Genomic DNA, 17,737 nt, shown 5'->3' with positions numbered 1-17,737 from the left:
GTCCCGACCACGGACGGCCGCGACCGCCGCGTAACCTCCTCGTGTGTCAGCCTCCCGCCCGCACCGTGTCGCCGTCCTCGTGCTCGAGGGCGCCAAGCCGCTCGACGTCGGAATTCCCGCGCAGGTGTTCACGACCCGCGCGAGCATGCCGTACGAGGTGCGGGTGTGCGGGGCGGCGCCCGGGCTCGTCACCGGCGGCGACGGCCTCGCGTACTCCGTGGCGCACGGCCTGGAGGCGCTCGCGTGGGCCGACATCGTCTTCGTGCCCGGCTACCGGTTCCCGGACCGCGAGGACCCGCCGCGGGACGTCGTCGACGCGCTGCTCGCCGCCCACGGGCGCGGCGCGCGCCTCGCGGCCATCTCGACCGGGGCCTTCGCGCTCGCCGCCACGGGACTGCTCGACGGCAGGCGTGCCACGACCCACTGGCACTACACACGTGCCCTCGCGGCCAGGTACCCGGACGTCCAGGTCGACGAGAACGTGCTGTTCGTCGACGAGGGCAGCGTGCTCACCTCGGCGGGCGCCGCCTCCGGCATCGACCTGTGCCTGCACATCCTGCGCGGCGACCTCGGGGTGGCCGCCTCCAACCACGCCGCCCGCCGCCTCGTCGCCGCCCCCTACCGCAGCGGCGGCCAGGCCCAGTACGTGCCGCGCAGCGTCCCCGAACCGCTCGGCGAGCGGTTCGCCGACACCCGCGAGTGGGCGCTGCACCGGCTCGGCGAACCCCTCACCCTCGACACCCTGGCGCGGCAGGCCGGGGTGTCACCGCGCACCTTCTCCCGCCGCTTCGTCGACGAGACCGGCTACACGCCGATGCAGTGGGTGATGCGCGCCCGTATCGACCTGGCCCGCGAACTCCTGGAGCGCTCGCAGCACAGCGTCGAACAGATCGCCGCCGACGTCGGACTCGGCACTGGCGCCAACCTGCGCCTGCACTTCCAGCGCATCCTCGGCACCACGCCGAGCGAGTACCGGCGCACGTTCACACCGGGGGAGTGAGCGGCCCCTGCGGCCGGTGGCGGGATCCTTTTGAACCCTGGCGATCCCGCCACTGTCAGCGGTGCGCGCCGCGCGCGAGCCTGGTGGGGAACGGAAGGGACACCATTCATGACTCGCATCGCCATCAACGGATTCGGCCGCATCGGACGCAATGTGCTGCGTGCCCTGCTGGAGCGCGACAGTGACCTCGAGGTCGTCGCCGTCAACGACCTCACCGAACCCGCGACCCTCGCCCGGCTCCTCGCCTACGACAGCACGGCGGGACGGCTCGGGCGCCCGGTGACCGCGGAAGGGGACACCCTCGTCGTCGACGGCCGGTGGATCAAGGTGCTGGCCGAGCGCGAACCGGCGCAGCTGCCGTGGGCCGAACTCGGCGTCGACCTCGTCCTGGAGGCCACCGGCCGCTTCACCTCGGCGAAGGCCGCCCGCGCCCACCTCGACGCGGGCGCCAAGAAGGTGCTCGTCAGCGCCCCCTCGGACGGCGCCGACGTCACGCTCGCGTACGGGGTCAACACCGACGCCTACGACCCGGACGTGCACACGATCGTCTCGAACGCCTCCTGCACCACCAACGCGCTCGCCCCGCTGGCCGCGGTCCTCGACGAACTCGCCGGTATCGAGCACGGGTTCATGACGACGGTGCACGCCTATACGCAGGAGCAGAACCTCCAGGACGGCCCGCACCGCGACGCGCGCCGCGCCCGCGCCGCCGGGATCAACATCGTTCCGACCACGACCGGCGCCGCCAAGGCGATCGGCCTGGTCCTGCCGAACCTCGACGGCAAGCTGTCCGGTGACTCGATCCGCGTCCCCGTACCGGTGGGCTCGATCGTCGAACTCAACACGACCGTCGCCCGCGACGTGACACGCGAGGAGGTTCTCGCCGCCTACCGCACCGCGGCCGAGGGCCCGCTCGCCGGCGTCCTCGAATACTCCGAGGACGCGCTCGTGTCCTCCGACATCGTCGGCAACCCCGCCTCGTCGATCTTCGACTCGGCCCTCACCCGCGTCGACGGGCGACACATCAAGGTGGTCGCCTGGTACGACAACGAGTGGGGCTTCTCGAACCGTGTGATCGACACGCTCGGGCTGCTCGCCGCGAGCTGATTCCCTACGCGGGCCTGGGCCCGGCCGCGCGGCGCAGCCGGTTGGCGATCGCGAGGCCGAGGCCCTCCTGCGCAGGCAGCGACACCAGGATGAGGTCGCAGCCCTGCTCGTCGAGTTCGCGCAGATAGCCGTAGAGGCCGCGCGCGTAGGCGTCGAGCGAGGCCGGGACGGCGGCCACGGCGTGCGCCTCGACCGGGGTGCCGGCGAGGGCGGACGGCAGGAACACGCCCACCCGGTGGCCGAGTTCGTGCGCGCGCCGCGTCTCGGCGACGAGCTCCTCGGGGGCGACGAGGACGACGCGCGCGTTCGGCGCGTAGTGCGAGGGATGCTGGCCCGGTACCCGTACCTCGCTGGTGTCGGGGACGTCGAGGGGACGGCCCAGCGCCTCCTCCAGCTCCTCGCGCGTCACCCCGCCCGGCCGCAGAATGCTCAGCGACTCGCTCGTGGCGTCGACGATGGTCGACTCGACGCCCACCGTGCAGGGGCCGCCGTCGAGCACGAAGTCGACGCCGTCGCCGAGTTCGGCACGGACGTGCTCCGCGGTGGTCGGGCTGACGGAACCGAACCGGTTGGCGGACGGGGCCGCGACGCCACCGCCGAAGGCGTTCAGCAGCTCCAGCGCGACCGGGTGATCCGGCACGCGCACGGCCACCGTCTCCAGGCCGCCCGTGGTGTCCAGGGGCACCCGGGCGCCGCGCCGCAGCACCATCGTGAGCGGTCCCGGCCAGAAGCGCTCCGCGAGCAGCCGCGCCGCCTCGGGCACGTCATCGGCCCAGTCGTCCAGGTGCTCGGCGCCGCCGATGTGGACGATCAGCGGGTGGTTCGGCGGGCGGCCCTTGGTCCGGAAGATGCGGGCGACGGCGGCGGGGTCCTCGGCGTCGGCGGCGAGGCCGTAGACGGTCTCCGTCGGGAGCGCGACCAGGCCGCCGGCGCGCAGCACGGCGACCGCCTTGTCGATGTCGATCCCGGTGTCGCCGGCGAGTGCCGTCACCGGTGCGGTGTCCTTCACTGTGGTGCGCTTCTTTCGATGGGGCGGGGGTCAGTGTGCGGCGGAGGCGGTTTCGCTCAGGCCGTGCGAGGCGACCAGCCGGGCCGTGCCGTCGGCCAGCCGGTAGGACAGGCCCACCACGGCGAGGCGCCCGGCGGCCACCTGCTCGGACAGGACACGGGAGCGGTCGAGCAGCAGGTCGACGCTGTGCCGTATGTGCTCGTGGAGGATCTCCTCGTCCCGGCCGCGCCCGGCGGCACGGGCCGCGAGGACGCTCGGCGTCACCCGCTCGACGACGTCGCGCACGAAACCGGCGGGCGCCCTGCCGCCGTCGGCGGCGTCCTTCGCGGCGGCGATCGCCCCGCACGAGTCATGGCCGAGGACCACGACGAGCGGGCAGCCCAGCACGGCCACCCCGTACTCGATGCTGCCCAGCACCTCCGAACCGACCACGTGGCCGGCCGTGCGGACCACGAACATGTCCCCGAGGCCCTGGTCGAAGATGATCTCGGCGGCGAGCCGGGAGTCGGAGCACCCGAACAGCACCGCGAACGGGTTCTGCCCCGGCGCGATCTCGGTGCGCCGCGCGGCGTCCTGATTGGGGTGTCCGGGGGTACCGGTGACGAAGCGCCGGTTGCCGTCCAGCAACATCGCGAAGGCTTCGTCGGGCGTCGGATTCAGCATCTCGTTCACGACGGCAGCGTACGACCCGGCTCCCGGAGCCCGCTTCCCGGGCCCCACCTGCGCTCCGGCCGTCCGATGCGGCTGTGTGCCGCGCCCTGCCCGCCCCGCGTGCCCGACGACAGGTCCTAGTACCCGCCGAACGGCGTGTGGTCGGCCAGGGCAAGGGTGCGCAAGAAGCAGCGCAGGCGCAGCAGTTGGCGGGCGGCGGCCCGGACGGCGGCGGGGCGGCGGGGGGAGTGGGCGGCGGTCCACAGGGCGGGTACGCGGTTCATGGCAGCAGGATCCGGCGCCCCGCCCGGTCGGTCCAACAGATCGTTTCGCTGGCTGCCATCGATAGAGTAGATGGATGGAGATGCGTCAGCTCCGCCACTTCCTGGCGGTCGTCAGCGAGGGCACGTTCACGGCCGCCGCCCGGTCCGAACTCATCGTGCAGTCGGCGCTCAGCACCTCCGTCCGCAACCTGGAGCGCGAGCTGGGCGCCGACCTGTTCGACCGCACGGGCCGCCGCGTGGTGCTCACCGAGGCCGGACGCGCCCTGCTGCCGCAGGCCAGGTCGCTGCTCGCGGGGGCCGACGCGGCCCGGGACGCCGTCGCCGCGGTCGCGGGCCTGACCACCGGCCGCGTGGCCATCGGCACGATCCAGACCCTCACCTGCGTGGACCTGCCCACGGAACTCGCGTCGTTCCACCGCCGCCTGCCCGGCATCCAGGTGTCCGTGCGCGACGCGCCGGTCGACGAGCTGTACGAGGCCCTGCGCGCCAGCGAACTGGACCTCGCCTACCTCGCCCCGGACGCGGCCGAACTCCCCGAAGGACTGGTGGAGTTCGGCTCCTGGCACGAGGAACTGGTGCTCATCACGGCCCCCGGGCACCCCCTGGCGCGGGCGGGCCGCACCCTGATCCGGGACCTCGCCCAGGAGTCCTTCATCGACTTCCGCGCGGGCACCGGCCTGGAGACGGCGGTGCGCAGGCTGTCCGCGCACTGCGGTCTGGAGCGCCGCATCACCTGTGACGTGACCCAGATCGGCATGCTCGTGGCCCTCGTCCGGGCCGGCATCGGCGTCGCGTTCGTGCCGCGCCGCATCGGCGAGGACGCGGGACTGCCGTGCGTGAGCATCCGCCAGCCGGAACCCGGCCGTACCGTCGTGCTCGTGGGACGCGGTCCCGGCCCGCGCAACCCGGCCGCCGGCGCCCTGATCGACCACCTCACCCGCGCCCCGGACGGGGCGCCGGACACCCGCCGATAGCAGGCACGCGCCCGGTCACCCTTCGCGGGACGGCCTCAGGCCTTGTCCTGCATGCTGCTGCGCGCCGGGTTGGCCTGCTCCGCCGCCTTCGGGTCCTTCTCGTCGGCCTTGGCGCGCACACCCTGCCTGATGCGCTCGCCGATGGTCCGGTCGATGTTGGACCAGTACTCGAAGGCCCGCTCAAGGACGGGATCGCTCACGCCGTTGAGCAGGTGACCGACGACGTTGTCCACGAGCCGGTCCCGCGCCGCGTCGTCGAGGACCTCGCGCACCATGGTGCCCGGCTGCCCCCAGTCGTCGTCCTCGGAATGGTCGACATAGGCGGCGCGTGTGATGTCACCGTCCGCGTACCAGCTCGGCGGTGTGCCGTAGCGGTCCGTGTCGGCCGCCGGGCCGCCCTTGGAGTTGGGCGCGTACACCGGGTCCTGGGCCTTCTTGTAGGCCATGGCCCCGTCCTTGGAGTACGAGTGCACGGGTGCGACCGGCGCGTTGACGGGCAGCTGCTGGTAGTTGCCGCCGATGCGGTGCCGGTGCGCGTCCGCGTAGGAGAACAGCCGCGCGAGGAGCATCCGGTCGGGGCTCGGGCCGATGCCCGGGACCAGGTTGTTCGGCTGGAACGCGGCCTGCTCGATCTCCGCGTGGTTGTCCGTCGGATTGCGGTCCAGCGTCATCCTGCCGACCTCGATCAGCGGGTAGTCGGCATGCGGCCACACCTTGGTCAGGTCGAACGGGTTGAACCGGTACGTGGCCGCGTCCTCGTACGGCATGACCTGCACGTGCAGCGTCCAGCTTGGGTACTCCCCGTCGCGGATGTGCTCGAAGAGATCGCGCGTGTGGTAGTCCGTGTCGGCCGCGGCCATCTGGTCGGCCTCGTGCTGGGTGAAGCACTCGATGCCCTGGTCGGTCTTGAAGTGGTACTTCACCCAGAACCGCTCGCCCTGGGCGTTGATCCACATGTAGGTGTGCGACGTGTAGCCGTTCATGTGCCGCCAGGTGCGCGGGATGCCCCGGTCGCCCATCAGCCAGGTGACCTGGTGCGCGGACTCCGGCGAGAGCGTCCAGAAGTCCCACTGCATGTCGTGGTCGCGGAGGTTGTTGTCCGCGCGGCGCTTCTGGGAGCGGATGAAGTGCTGGAACTTCATCGGGTCCTTCACGAAGAAGACCGGGGTGTTGTTCCCGACCATGTCGTAGTTGCCCTCGGTGGTGTAGAACTTCACCGCGAACCCGCGGGGGTCGCGCCACGTGTCGGGGCTGCCGCGCTCACCGGCGACGGTGGAGAACCGGGTCACCAGCTCGGTCCGCGTCCCCGGCTGGAACACCGCGGCCTTCGTGTACGCACTGACATCCGCGGTGACCTCGAAGTGGCCGAAGGCGCCGCTGCCCTTGGCGTGCGGCTGCCGCTCCGGGATCCGCTCCCGGTTGAACTGCGCCATCTGCTCGATCAGATAGGAGTCCTGGAGGAGGATCGGTCCGCCGGCGCCGACCGTGAGCGAGTGCTCGTCGCTCTCGACCGGAACACCGGCATCCGTGGTGGTCGCTTTGGCTGTCTCGTCACTCATGAGCTACGCGTGCCTTTCGACGGGTTTCGCTCTGCGTCGCGGTCGCCCAGCGGGGTGCGGCCGCGCGGAAGTTTTCGGGCGGAGCCGCCTCGGGAGGGGCGCGTCGGGCAAACCGACGACATCACCATGCTGGGGCCTCCTTCCGCACACGGCCATTCGACCGCTCACACGGAGCGAGTGCCCACACGTCGCGCGGCGATGCACAGCAGGGCGACGGCGGCGACGGCCAGCAGAACGTGCCCGACGAGGTTGACGGTGCCCGCCGAGCCCTGGTCCGGGCTCTGGCCGAAGCCGACCCAGGCCGTAGGGCCTGTCGTTTGGATCAGGCCGGGCTCGCGGGGCCTGGCACGCACTCCCCCAAGCTATTAAGGAGCAGGGGGGACCCCCTTCGGCGTTGTCGTCGGTCGACGACGCTCCGCGTCGCCTCCCTCCTCCGCCTTGCGATCGCACGCTTCCCCAAGCTCTCGGCTTCGCTCGAGCAGGGGAGGCCCCATTGCCCCGCTCCCTGATCCGGCCTGATCCAAACGACAGGCCCTAGGTCAGCGTGGCGCCCGCGGCCAGGGCGAAGGTGTGGGTGGACGTCCAGTCGCGGGCGCGTGCCCAGCGGTGGACGAGGATCGCGGCCACGACGGCGACGGCGAGCGCGGCGGCCACCCCCGGCCAGCTCGGCTGAAGCACCAGCCAGAAGGTGCTGGTGGCCGCGCACGAGGCGAGGACGACGAGCAGCGGCCGGGGCGCGTGCCGGGTGTCGAGCCCGGCGCGCGGGCGGGGCATCAGGAACGCGGCGGCCATGAGCGCGGCCACCACCACGGCCGTTCCGGCCAGCAGCGGCCAAGGCGCCATGAAGCCGCTCTCGTCGTAGCTGCCCCAGCCGACGACCACGGCTCCGAGGGCCAGCAGCCCGGCCGTGACGGTGAGCCCGGTCCTGCCGAGCCACGGGCGCGCCGCCCGGTGCGGTACGAGGGCCTCCATGAGCGCGATCGGCACGGTGATGCTCCACAGCGCGTGCACGGCCAGGACGGAGATCAGGCCGTAGGCGCCGGTGCCCGCCAGCGGGATGGGGGTCACGGTCACCATGTCGTAGTTGCCGGAGTAGTCGGCGTTGAACAGCATCTGGTCCAGCAGGCCCTCCTCGAGCAGGGCGTACGCGGCGCCCAGCAGCAGGATCGAACCCCAGCCGCGACCCGTTCGGCGGACGAGTTCGCGGATGAGCAGGGCCCCGCTGCCGTAGAGGAGGGCGAGAACCGGCAGCAGCGCCAGGGCGTCGAGGGAGGTGGCGCCCAGGAGCATCTCGCCGACCAGCGGCGCGAGGAAGAACAGTCCGACCGCGGGCATGGTGTGTCGCATACGGCCGACGCTACGGACGCCGGTGCCGCCCGTGGATCGGCCGAGCGGCTGGACCGGAGGGCCGAGTGGCTACGAAGAGGCGCTCGCACACATCCGAAGGTGGACGACCGGGAGACTTCGGGAGGATGCGCGGGCGCCTCCGGCTCTCAAGTGCCGGGTGTTGCACCAGGGTTGACGGTGAAAATGCCACCTGGTTTCGTTCTTGGAGCGCGGCGCCTCCCGGGCGCGTTCTGACAACGATGTCATACGCGCGCGGGGACACGGTGTCCGCGCGACGCCGGTCAGTTCCGCCTCTCCGAAGGGACCGCACGATGCGCACCCGTACAAGACGGCTTTCCCTGCTCCTGACCGCCTCCGCTCTCGGCCTGAGCCTGCTGGCCGCGGGCCCCGCCACCGCCGCCCCGCGCGCCGACCGGCACCAGGACGCAGTCGACGCCGTGGACGGCCTGATGACCTGGTGGAACGAGGACACCGGCGCCTTCGAGAGCACCGGCTGGTGGAACAACGCCAACGACCTTCAGGCGCTCCTCGATTTCTGGCAGGCCCCCGGTGACACGGGCGGCCACGACATCAAGAAGATCGCCGACCGGATCTACGAGAAGAACGTCGACGCCAAGGAAGGACAGTTCCGCAACGAGTACCTCGACGACACCGGCTGGTGGGGCCTGGCCTGGCTGAGGGCGTACGACCTCACCGGCGACAAGCGCTACCTCGACACCGCGATCGCCGACGCCGACCACATGTGGAAGCACCACGACGGCACCTGCGGCGGCGGGGTGTGGTGGAACTACGACCACACGTACAAGAACAGCATCACCAACGAACTGTTCATCACCCTCTCGGCGGCCATCCACAACCGCCTCGACGGCGACTCGACGTACCTGGGGCGGGCGCAGAGCGTCTGGGGCTGGTTCCAGTCGAAGAAGCTCATCAACAAGGACAACCTCATCAACGACGGCCTCAACGACGCCTGCGTCAACACGGGCGAGTCGACCACGTGGACGTACAACCAGGGCGTCATCCTCGGTGGCCTCGTCGAGCTCCACAAGGCCACAGGATCCAGCGCCGTCCTCACCAAGGGCCGCAAGATCGCGGACGCGGTCGCCGCCTCGCCGCTGCTCGCGCCCGACGGGATCCTCTCCGAGCCCAACGACGACGACACGGACGGCGGCGCCGACGGCCCGTCCTTCAAGGGCGCGTACATGCGCGGCCTCGGCGCGCTGAACCGGGCGCTTCCCGGCCACCCGTACTCCGCCTTCATCGACCGTCAGGCCGACGCCCTCAACACCCTCGACCGCAGCGGCGACTTCTACGGCTTCCACTGGAACGGCCCCTTCGACAAGGCCGACGCGGCCCGCCAGCACAGCGCGCTCGACGCGCTGACGGCCGCCCTCTACTGACCGAGGTGTTTCGTCGGGTGCGCACGCCGTGGGTGTCGCACCCGACACTCGTCCGTACTTCTCCGCTCAGCCGATCGGCACCGGCAGCGCCGCCACCTCGTAGGCCAGCGCGATGGTGTCACCGGTCGCCGGGTCGGACAGCTCCACGCGCCACGCGTCGCCGAACTGGTCGACGCCCTCGGCCATCGGAATGGTGCCGGAGATCAGCACCGTGCCGGGGAGCAGCTCGCCGCGCCCCCGCAGGACCTCGGCCCAGTAGGACGGCGTGAGCAGTTCCGCGAGCGTGCCGTCCTGGATCAGGGACTCCTCGCCCTTCACCGTGACCCAGGCGCGCAGCGCGATGTCGTCCAGGCGGCCCTCCACATCGGACAGGCGCCAGGCGCGGCGGGCCAGGACGTCGGGGCTCGCGTTCTTGCTCCAGGCCACACCGTGCACCTCCAGCTCGCGGTCCGTGTGGTCGCAGGCCGCCGTGAGCAGCAGCTCGCCGTCCGCCGCCACGACGAGCGCCCACTCCGCCTCGCCCGAGGTCCGCCCGTGCTGCACCGCGACCCGCTCGGTCTGCTGCGCCAGGTAGGGGGAGATGGGGTAGAGCGCCGGGGTGGTGGTCGGCGCGGGCACGCCGAGTTCGGCGAGCTCGGCGACGTGCGCGGCGACGTCGTCCTGGCTGCGCCCGGCGTAGCCGGCGTTGAGGACCTGGACGACCTCCACGTCACGGGTGGAGCCGTCGGGGAGTTCGAAAGTGAGCAGTGTCATGGAAATCTCCAGGGGTGAAGGCAGGGTGGAGGGTTGCGAAGCGGTTAACTTCCCGATCAGGGCTTGCGCATACGACCTGTATACAAGAAGTATGCCGGAAGGTCGATGTCCCCCCGAACGTCGACGGCCCACCCCGACCGCCGAAGCCCCCCGAACCGAGGACCGAAATGCTGCAAGACTCCCCAAGCGGCCCGGCCGCCGCACCGGTCGTCACCCCGAACCGCTCCGGTCTCGTCCGGGCCTTCTTCGCGAGCCTGACCGGCACCGCCCTGGAGTGGTACGACTTCGCGGTCTACTCCGCCGCCTCCGCCCTCGTCTTCGGTGACCTGTTCTTCCCCTCAGAGGACCCGCTCACCGGCACCCTGCTGGCCTTCTCCACGTACGCCGTCGGCTATGTCTCGCGCCCGCTCGGCGGCATCGTCTTCGGGCGGCTCGGCGATGTGATCGGCCGCAAGAAGGTACTGATCGCGACGCTCGTGCTGATCGGCGCGGCCACGTTCCTGATCGGCCTGCTGCCCACCCACAGCAGCATCGGAGCCGCCGCGCCCATCGCGCTCGTCGTGCTGCGCTTCGCCCAGGGCGTCGGCGTCGGCGGCGAGTGGGGCGGCGCCGTGCTGCTCTCCAGCGAGTTCGGCGACCCGAAGAAGCGCGGCTTCTTCGCCTCGGCCGCCCAGGTCGGACCGCCCGCGGGCAACCTCCTCGCCAACGGCGTCCTCGCCGCGCTCGGCGCCCTGCTGACCGAGGACCAGTTCCTCTCCTGGGGCTGGCGCGTCGCCTTCCTGATCTCCGGCGTCCTGGTCGGCTTCGGCCTGTGGATCCGCGCCAAGCTGGAGGAGACCCCGGTCTTCAAGGCGATGGAGGCCGAGCAGACCCGCCCCGAGGCGCCGGTCCGCGAGGTGCTCACCCGCCAGCCCCGCGCCCTGCTCGCCGCGATCCTCTCCCGCGTCGCCCCGGACGTGCTGTACGCGCTGTTCACCGTGTTCGTACTGACCTACGCCACGGACCAGCTGGACATGTCGCGGGGGTCCGCGCTGGCCGCCGTACTGATCGGGTCCTCGCTTCAGATCTTCCTGATCCCGCTCGCGGGCGCCCTGTCCGACCGCGTCAACCGGCGGCTGCTGTACGGCTGTTCCGCCGTCGGCGCCGGTGTGTGGCCGTTCGTCTTCTTCGGCATGGTCGACGGCGGCTCGTGGGGTCTGCTGGTCATCGGCGTGATCGTCGCGCTGATCCTGCACTCCCTGATGTACGGACCGCAGGCCGCCTTCATCGCCGAGCAGTTCTCGCCGCGACTGCGCTCCACCGGGTCCTCGCTCGCGTATACGCTGGCCGGTCTGATCGGTGGCGCGATCGCTCCGCTGCTGTTCACCGCGCTGCTCGGCTCGTTCGACAGCTGGGTGCCGCTCGCGATCTACGTCGCCGTCACCGCGGTCGTGACCGTCACCGGGCTCCTGCTGGGCCGCGACGCGGAGGCGGCCACGGACGAGGACGCGGAGCTGGTCGCCCAGGCGTCCGCCTGAACCGTCACACCTGTCGCCACCCAAGGAGGGACACCTCATGCTGATCGCCCTGAGCCAGCTCACCACCGGGCCGGACCCGGCCAAGAACCTCGACCTCATCGAGGAGCAGGCGCGGCGGGCGGCCGACGCGGGAGCCCGCGTCGTCGTCCTGCCCGAAGCGGCGATGGCCTGCTTCGGTACGAAGCTCGGCCCGCTCGCGGAGCCGCTCGACGGGCCGTGGGCGAACCGCGTGCGCGAGATCGCGGAGGCGGCGGGCATCGTCGTCGTCGCCGGAATGTTCACCCCGGCCGACGACGGGCGGGTGACCAACACCCTGCTCGCGACCGGCCCCGGCGTCGAGGAGACCTACGACAAGATCCACCTCTACGACGCCTTCGGGTTCGCGGAGTCCCGCACCGTCGCCCCCGGTGCGCGGGTGGTCACCATCGACGTCGACGGCGTCCGTCTCGGCCTCGCGACCTGCTACGACGTGCGCTTCCCCGAGCTCTTCCGGGCCCACGCGGACGCCGGCGCCGTCGGCACGCTGCTGCCCGCGTCCTGGGGTGCGGGCCCCGGCAAGCGCGAGCAGTGGGAACTCCTCGTACGGGCCCGGGCCCTGGACGCCACGGTGTGGGTCGCCGCGGTGGGCCAGGCCGACCCGACGGCGAGCGGCATCGCCGTCTCGGGCGCGGCCCCGACGGGCATCGGCCACAGCATGCTGGTCGGCCCGGACGGCACCGTGCGGGAGAGTCTGGGCGCCGAACCGGGCCTGATCGTCGCGGAGTTGGACGTCGCCGAGGTCGACCGGGTGCGCGAGAAGACCTCCGTGCTCGCCAACCGCAGGCTGGGGCGGGACGGCTCGGGGATCACGTACCCCACGTGAGGGAGCCGGACCGGCGCGGTGCTGTCCGCGCCGGTCCGGTCATCCGGCGAGCAGCACCTTGAGCGTCGACTCCAGGTGGCTGTCGATCGCCGCGCTCACCGCGTCCGCGTCACCCGCGGCGAGCGCGTCCAGGATCAGCTTGTGCTCGTCGATGACCGCCTGCTGCCGGCCGCTCTGGTTGTACAGCGCCACGACGCCCGCGCGCACCTGACGGCTGCGCAGCCCGTCGTAGTGACGGTCGAGCAGGCCGTTGCCGACGGCCGAGACGATCGTCGCGTGGAAGCGGTGGTCGATGGCGATGAACTCCTTGGCGTCGTCGGGACCGCTCAGCCCGCGCTGCCGGTCGAGCAGTTCGCCCAGTTCCTCCAGCGGCACCCGGTCCGCCTTGATGACCTGCTCCGCCGCGTACCGCTCCACCATGCCGCGCAGCTCCATCAGCTCGGTGATCTGCCGCCCGGTCAGCCGGGACACGCGCGCGCCGCGCCGGGGCACCATCTCGACGAGGTCCTCGGCGGCGAGCAGCAGCAGGGCCTCACGGATGGGGGTGCGGGAGACGCCGATGCGATCGGCGATCTCCTGCTCGGAGAGGAACTCGCCCTGCATCTCCGGGTCGGTGAGCACCGTCCCCTTGAGGTAGGCGTACGCCTTCTCCCGACCGGACGTCCCCATGTGAGCTCCCGTGGTCCGTGGACCGTGTGTCCTGGATATGAATCGCATACAACTTGTATACGGAAGTTACCACGGGGCGGAGAAGACCGGCGTCGTACGTCACACGGCGTGCGGGACGGTGAGGCGGAACTGGGCGCCGCCGCCCGGCGCGGGCTCGGCGACGAGCTCCGCGTGGTGGGCGTGCGCGATCTGGCGGGCCATCGCGAGGCCGAGGCCCGAGCCGGGCAGGGCGCGGGCGCTGCGGGCCCGGTAGAAGCGGTCGAAGACGTAGGGCAGGTCCTGTTCGCAGATGCCGGGGCCGTGGTCGCGGACGGTCAGCTCCAGGGTGTCCGCGGCGGAGGTGAGGGTGACCTCGACGGGGCGGCCGGGCGGACTGAACTTGGCCGCGTTGTCCAGCAGGCTCGACAGCAGCCGTGCGAGCCGGGCCGGCACACCCGCGACGGTGGCGGTGCGTGCCTCGGGGGAGACCGAGAGGGTGAGCGGCGTGCTGGGCCAGTGGCCGCGCGCCGTCTCGACGGTGTGCGTCACGATGTCCGCGATCCTGACCTCCTCGATCAGCGGGTCGGGTTCCTCGTCGCGGGCCAGCTCGACCAGGTCGTTGACGAGTAGGGTGACCTCGCGCAATTGGCGGCTCAGGGCGCCTGCGGCGCGCTCGCGCTGGGCGTCGCTGAGGCGTGAACTCCTCGTGAGCAGCTCGGCGTTGGTGCGCAGGGCGGTCAGCGGGGTGCGCAGTTCGTGAGAGGCGTCGGCGACCAGGCGCCGTTGCGCGCCGATGGACTTCTCCAGCTCGTCGAGCATGGTGTTGAAGGAGGCGGCGAGGCGGGTGATCTCGTCGTCCTGCCCGGCGCGTTCGGGCGGCAGCTCGATGCGGTGCCGGGCGTCGCGGGTCGCGGCGATGCGTTCGGCGGTGGCGGTGAGCCGGCCGACGGGCGCGAGCCCCGTGCGCGACACCCAGGCACCGAGGGCACCGGCCAGCAGCACACCCGCCACCCCCATGCCGCCGAGCAGCACCGCGGCCTGGCGCACACCCCGGTCCACGGTGTCGGCCCGCACCGCGACCTGGAGGGCCCGTCCTTCGGGCAGCGGTGTCGTCAGCACCCTGGCCCGGTGCCCGGCAAGACGCAGCTCGCTGTAGTACGGCCCCCGGTCGCCGGACGCGACCTCGCGGGTGGAGCGGGTGACCGGCAGGAGGTACGGGTCGTCGGGGTCGTCGGACGGCCGCGCGGGGACCAGTTGCGAGCAGGCCGGGGCGGCGAGGTAGCGGCACTGGCCCTGCACCACGCCCGGAGGCTCGTGGCCCGACTGCTGGGTGGCCAGCCGCGCGGACTGCGTCAGGTGCAGGTCGAGCTGGTGCAGCAGCTGATGACGGATCACCACGAAGCTGCCGGCGCACAGGCCGATGGCCACCGCCGCCACCGCGGCGGAGGCGGCGAGGGTCAGCCGGGTGCGCAGGGGACGGCGGCGCATCCACCGGGCATGCCTGCGCCCACCTTTCGGCCGTGCTTCGCGGGGCGCCGGAGTACTCACGCCAGGTCCAGCCGGTAGCCGACGCCGTGCGCCGTGTGGACGAGCCGCGGCTCGCCCTCGGCCTCCAGCTTGCGGCGCAGGTACCCGACGTAGACGGCGAGGGAGTTGGAGTCCGGGCCGAAGTCGCGGCCCCACACCCGCTCCATGATCGTCTCGCGGGGGAGCACCTGCCCCGGGTGCCGCAGCAGCAGTTCGAGGAGGGAGAACTCGGTGCGGCTGAACTCGATGATCCGCGTGCCGCGCCGCCCGCTGCGGGTGGCCGGGTCGACCACGAGGTCCGCGAACCCCAGCGTCGTCGCCGACTCCTCGGGCGGGGCGCTGCGACGCAGCAGCGCCCGGATCCGTGCCACCAACTCGTCCAGGGCGAACGGCTTGACGAGGTAGTCGTCGGCCCCCGCCTCCAGGCCGTCCACCCGCTCGCTCACCGAGCCCAGCGCCGTGAGCACCAGGACCGGCGTGCGGTCGCCCAGAGCCCGCAGCCGGCGGCAGACCGCGAGCCCGTCGAGGCCGGGCATCATGACGTCGAGCACCATGGCGTCGGGCTCCCAGGCGGCGAGGGCGGAGAGCGCCGCCAGACCGTCCCGCGCGCCGCGCACCTCGTAGCCCTCGACCGCGAGTCCGTCCTCGACGGCGTACCGCACCTCCGGCTCGTCGTCCACCACCAGAACCTTCGGTGCGTTCGTGCACCCGTCGGCCGCGTTCATGGTCACAGCCTGCCAAAACCCGGTCTTAGAAACTTCTTAGAGCGCGTCAGCAGTGTGTCGGCCATGAGGACACAGCGAACATCCCATGGCCGTCTTTCGGTGGTGATCGGGGCGGGCGGCACGGGCGGACACATCTACCCGGGGCTCGCCCTGGCGGACGCGCTGCGGCGGGCCGTGCCCGACGCCGAGATCTCCTTCGTCGGCACCGAGCGCGGACTCGAGACCCGGCTCATCCCGGAGGCCGGGTACCGCCTGCACACCGTCGACATGATCCCCTTCGATCCCTCGCTCGGCGCCCGGCGGTACCTGCTGCCCGCCGCACTGATCAAGTCCGGCACCCAGGCCAAGTCGGTGCTCCGGGCGCAGCGGGCCCAGGTCGCGGTCGGCATGGGCGGCTACCCGAGCGCCCCGGTGATCGTCGGGGCGCGGATGGCCGGGCTGCCCAGCGTCATCCACGAGTCCAACGCCGTGCCCGGGCGGGCCAACCGCTTCGCCGCGCTGCTCACCGACCAGATCACGCTCGCCTTCGAGGAGAGCAGGGCACACCTTTCGGGCAGCCGGCACGCGGACGTCGTCGGCATGCCGATCGCCTCCGAACTGGCCGCCCTCGACCGGCCCCGGATGCAGGGCGAGGCCCGGCGCGCGCTGGGGCTGCCCGCCCACGGACGGCTCCTGCTCGTCAACGGCGGCAGCCTCGGCGCCGTCCGGCTCACGGAGGCCGCCACCGAACTCGCCCGGCGATGGAGCGACCGGACCGGCGTCCACCTGCTGATCAAGACCGGTCCCGCCACCCTGGACGAGGTCCGCGGGCGGCTCGCCGGGACCGGAGCCGACCGGGTGGCGACCGCCGTGCCCTACCTCGACCGCATGGACCTCGCGTACGCGGCCGCCGACCTGGCCGTCTGCCGCGCCGGTTCCGCGACCGTCGCCGAACTCGCGGCCACCCGCACCCCCGCCGTCCTGGTGCCCTACCCCTACGCGCCGGGCGACCACCAGACCCACAACGCGCGGGTCCTCACCGATGTCGGCGCGGGGCTCCTGCTGCCCGACGCGGAGACGGACGCCGACCGCCTGGCCGCCCTCGTCGAGCCGCTGCTCGCCGATCCGGCCCGCCTGTCGGCCATGTCGGCCGCGGCCCACCCCGGACGGCACGGACAGGCCGCCGACCTGTTGGCCGCCCACGTGCTGCGGCTTGCAGGACACCCCCTCACGCACACCACCCACCCCACGGAGCTCGCCATATGACCACCAACGCCCGCAACGCCGCCGCCGACTTCGACTGGACCGGGCGCACCGTCCTCGTCACCGGGGCCGAAGGGTTCATCGGCTCCACCCTCGTCGACCTCCTCGTCGCCCGCGGAGCGAAGGTCCGCGCCTTCGTGCACTACAAGCCGTACGGCGAAAAGGGCAACCTCGCTCCCTACTTCGGCGCCGCCCACGGCCCCGTCGAGATGATCGCCGGTGACGTCCGGGACGCGGGCCGGGTCATGGACGCCGTCGAGGGCTGCGACACCGTCTTCCACCTCGCCGCGCTCATCGGCATCCCCTACAGCTACGACTCGCCCGGCGCGTACGTGCAGACCAACGTCGTCGGCACCGAGAACGTCGCCGAGGCCTGCCGCCGCCACCAGGTGCGCCGCCTCGTCCACACCTCCACCAGCGAGGTCTACGGCACCGCGCTCACCGCCCCGATCAGCGAGGCGCACCCGCTCCAGCCGCAGTCCCCGTACTCCGCATCGAAGATCGGCGCGGACATGATGGCCCTTTCGCACTGGCACGCCTTCGAGCTGCCGGTGACGGTGGTGCGCCCGTTCAACACATACGGCCCCCGGCAGTCGGCCCGCGCCGTCATCCCCACCATCCTCGCCCAACTGCACGCAGGGCGGCGCCAGATCAAGCTCGGCTCCCTCACCCCGACCCGCGACTTCACCTACGTCACCGACACCGCCCGCGGCTTCCTGGCCCTGGCCGCCTGCGACGCGGCCCTCGGCCACAGTGTCAACCTCGGCACCGGCCAGGAGATCGCCATCGGGGACCTCGCCAAGGCCCTGATCAACGCCTCGGGCCGGGACGCCGAGGTCGTCGTCGACCGGGGCAGGCTGCGCCCCTCGGGCAGCGAGGTGCACCGCCTGCTCTCCGACAACTCCCGCGCCCGTGACTGGGCGGGCTGGGAGCCGGAGGTCCCGCTGGAGGAGGGCCTGCGCCGCACCTCCGACTGGGTCGAGGAGCACCTCCACCTGTTCGCGGCGGACCGGTACCAGGTCTGAGCCCGAGCAGCCGTCAACAGCCGCACCCACACGGCGGCTCGCGCAGGCGCGCGGGCCGCCGCCCGGAGGAGCCCGTGTCGCCCGCCCCTGCCCGCCATGCCCGATCC

At 72.3% G+C, this 17,737-nt stretch carries 18 protein-coding genes; 8 read left to right on the top strand and 10 right to left on the bottom strand.

Translation table 11 applies throughout. The features are described 5' to 3' along the window. The first annotated feature begins 43 nt into the window (after positions 1-43). On the top strand, positions 44-1,000 hold the full coding sequence (locus ACNYS0_RS04420) for a GlxA family transcriptional regulator (protein WP_422471322.1): 957 nt from the start codon (positions 44-46) through the stop codon (positions 998-1,000). A 108-nt stretch (positions 1,001-1,108) separates the two neighbouring features. Then, positions 1,109-2,107, top strand: coding sequence for a type I glyceraldehyde-3-phosphate dehydrogenase (gene gap, locus ACNYS0_RS04415; protein WP_422471321.1), 999 nt, complete (start codon positions 1,109-1,111; stop codon positions 2,105-2,107). A gap of 4 nt (positions 2,108-2,111) precedes the next feature. On the opposite strand, the gene ACNYS0_RS04410 is transcribed toward gap, so the two are convergent. The 3 genes from ACNYS0_RS04410 to ACNYS0_RS04400 form a co-directional block, all read right to left on the bottom strand. Next, the gene (locus ACNYS0_RS04410; RefSeq protein WP_461857766.1) at positions 2,112-3,116 is read right to left on the bottom strand and encodes an L-threonylcarbamoyladenylate synthase; all 1,005 of its coding nucleotides are present in this window, start codon (positions 3,114-3,116) and stop codon (positions 2,112-2,114) included. Between the two features lie 30 nt (positions 3,117-3,146). Further along, complete coding sequence (locus tag ACNYS0_RS04405; RefSeq protein WP_422482447.1) at positions 3,147-3,779, bottom strand: carbonic anhydrase; 633 nt, start codon at positions 3,777-3,779, stop codon at positions 3,147-3,149. A 125-nt stretch (positions 3,780-3,904) separates the two neighbouring features. After that, entirely contained in the window at positions 3,905-4,051 is a 147-nt protein-coding gene (locus ACNYS0_RS04400; RefSeq protein ID WP_422471320.1) for a hypothetical protein, read from the bottom strand. Between the two features lie 74 nt (positions 4,052-4,125). Between ACNYS0_RS04400 and ACNYS0_RS04395 the strand changes: the two genes are divergently transcribed. Beyond that, positions 4,126-5,025 carry a LysR family transcriptional regulator gene (locus tag ACNYS0_RS04395; RefSeq protein WP_422471319.1) on the top strand — a complete coding sequence of 300 codons (900 nt, stop codon included), beginning with the start codon at positions 4,126-4,128 and terminating at the stop codon, positions 5,023-5,025. Between the two features lie 35 nt (positions 5,026-5,060). Here ACNYS0_RS04395 and ACNYS0_RS04390 read toward each other — a convergent pair whose 3' ends face one another. The 3 genes from ACNYS0_RS04390 to ACNYS0_RS04380 form a co-directional block, all read right to left on the bottom strand. After that, complete coding sequence (locus tag ACNYS0_RS04390; protein WP_422471318.1) at positions 5,061-6,584, bottom strand: catalase; 1,524 nt, start codon at positions 6,582-6,584, stop codon at positions 5,061-5,063. 164 nt (positions 6,585-6,748) lie between these two features. After that, positions 6,749-6,937, bottom strand: coding sequence for a hypothetical protein (locus ACNYS0_RS04385; protein WP_422471317.1), 189 nt, complete (start codon positions 6,935-6,937; stop codon positions 6,749-6,751). Positions 6,938-7,118: 181 nt separating this feature from the next. Further along, the gene (locus ACNYS0_RS04380; protein ID WP_422471316.1) at positions 7,119-7,931 is read right to left on the bottom strand and encodes a DUF998 domain-containing protein; all 813 of its coding nucleotides are present in this window, start codon (positions 7,929-7,931) and stop codon (positions 7,119-7,121) included. Positions 7,932-8,242: 311 nt separating this feature from the next. Between ACNYS0_RS04380 and ACNYS0_RS04375 the strand changes: the two genes are divergently transcribed. Continuing rightward, positions 8,243-9,331: a glycoside hydrolase family 76 protein gene (locus ACNYS0_RS04375; protein ID WP_422471315.1), complete on the top strand. Its 1,089-nt coding sequence runs from the start codon at positions 8,243-8,245 to the stop codon at positions 9,329-9,331. Between the two features lie 66 nt (positions 9,332-9,397). On the opposite strand, the gene ACNYS0_RS04370 is transcribed toward ACNYS0_RS04375, so the two are convergent. Beyond that, positions 9,398-10,084, bottom strand: a complete 687-nt coding sequence (locus ACNYS0_RS04370; protein ID WP_422471314.1) for a DUF2848 domain-containing protein — start codon at positions 10,082-10,084, stop codon at positions 9,398-9,400. Between the two features lie 167 nt (positions 10,085-10,251). On the opposite strand from ACNYS0_RS04370, the gene ACNYS0_RS04365 reads away from it, so the two are divergent. Both ACNYS0_RS04365 and ACNYS0_RS04360 read left to right on the top strand, forming a co-directional pair. Beyond that, a complete protein-coding gene (locus tag ACNYS0_RS04365) occupies positions 10,252-11,601 on the top strand; it encodes an MFS transporter (RefSeq protein ID WP_422471313.1) in 1,350 nt (449 codons plus the stop codon). Positions 11,602-11,638: 37 nt separating this feature from the next. Continuing rightward, positions 11,639-12,463, top strand: coding sequence for a carbon-nitrogen hydrolase family protein (locus tag ACNYS0_RS04360; RefSeq protein ID WP_422471312.1), 825 nt, complete (start codon positions 11,639-11,641; stop codon positions 12,461-12,463). A gap of 39 nt (positions 12,464-12,502) precedes the next feature. Here the strand turns inward: ACNYS0_RS04360 and ACNYS0_RS04355 are convergent, their stop codons facing one another. The 3 genes from ACNYS0_RS04355 to ACNYS0_RS04345 form a co-directional block, all read right to left on the bottom strand. Then, a complete protein-coding gene (locus ACNYS0_RS04355; RefSeq protein WP_422471311.1) occupies positions 12,503-13,132 on the bottom strand; it encodes a GntR family transcriptional regulator in 630 nt (209 codons plus the stop codon). Positions 13,133-13,231: 99 nt separating this feature from the next. After that, entirely contained in the window at positions 13,232-14,599 is a 1,368-nt protein-coding gene (locus tag ACNYS0_RS04350; RefSeq protein ID WP_422471310.1) for a sensor histidine kinase, read from the bottom strand. Between the two features lie 56 nt (positions 14,600-14,655). Beyond that, positions 14,656-15,363 carry a response regulator transcription factor gene (locus tag ACNYS0_RS04345; RefSeq protein WP_422471309.1) on the bottom strand — a complete coding sequence of 236 codons (708 nt, stop codon included), beginning with the start codon at positions 15,361-15,363 and terminating at the stop codon, positions 14,656-14,658. A gap of 63 nt (positions 15,364-15,426) precedes the next feature. Between ACNYS0_RS04345 and ACNYS0_RS04340 the strand changes: the two genes are divergently transcribed. Then, on the top strand, positions 15,427-16,608 hold the full coding sequence (locus tag ACNYS0_RS04340) for a UDP-N-acetylglucosamine--N-acetylmuramyl-(pentapeptide) pyrophosphoryl-undecaprenol N-acetylglucosamine transferase (protein ID WP_422471308.1): 1,182 nt from the start codon (positions 15,427-15,429) through the stop codon (positions 16,606-16,608). Then, positions 16,605-17,630: a GDP-mannose 4,6-dehydratase gene (locus tag ACNYS0_RS04335; protein WP_422471307.1), complete on the top strand. Its 1,026-nt coding sequence runs from the start codon at positions 16,605-16,607 to the stop codon at positions 17,628-17,630. Before ACNYS0_RS04340 ends, ACNYS0_RS04335 begins: the two co-directional genes overlap by 4 nt. The last annotated feature ends 107 nt before the right edge of the window (positions 17,631-17,737 follow it).

The organism is Streptomyces anthophorae, from assembly GCF_049310305.1.
Classification (GTDB): domain Bacteria; phylum Actinomycetota; class Actinomycetes; order Streptomycetales; family Streptomycetaceae; genus Streptomyces.
The sequence above is the reverse complement of the archived record's forward strand: the minus strand, read 5'-3'. Positions and strand labels throughout refer to the sequence as shown.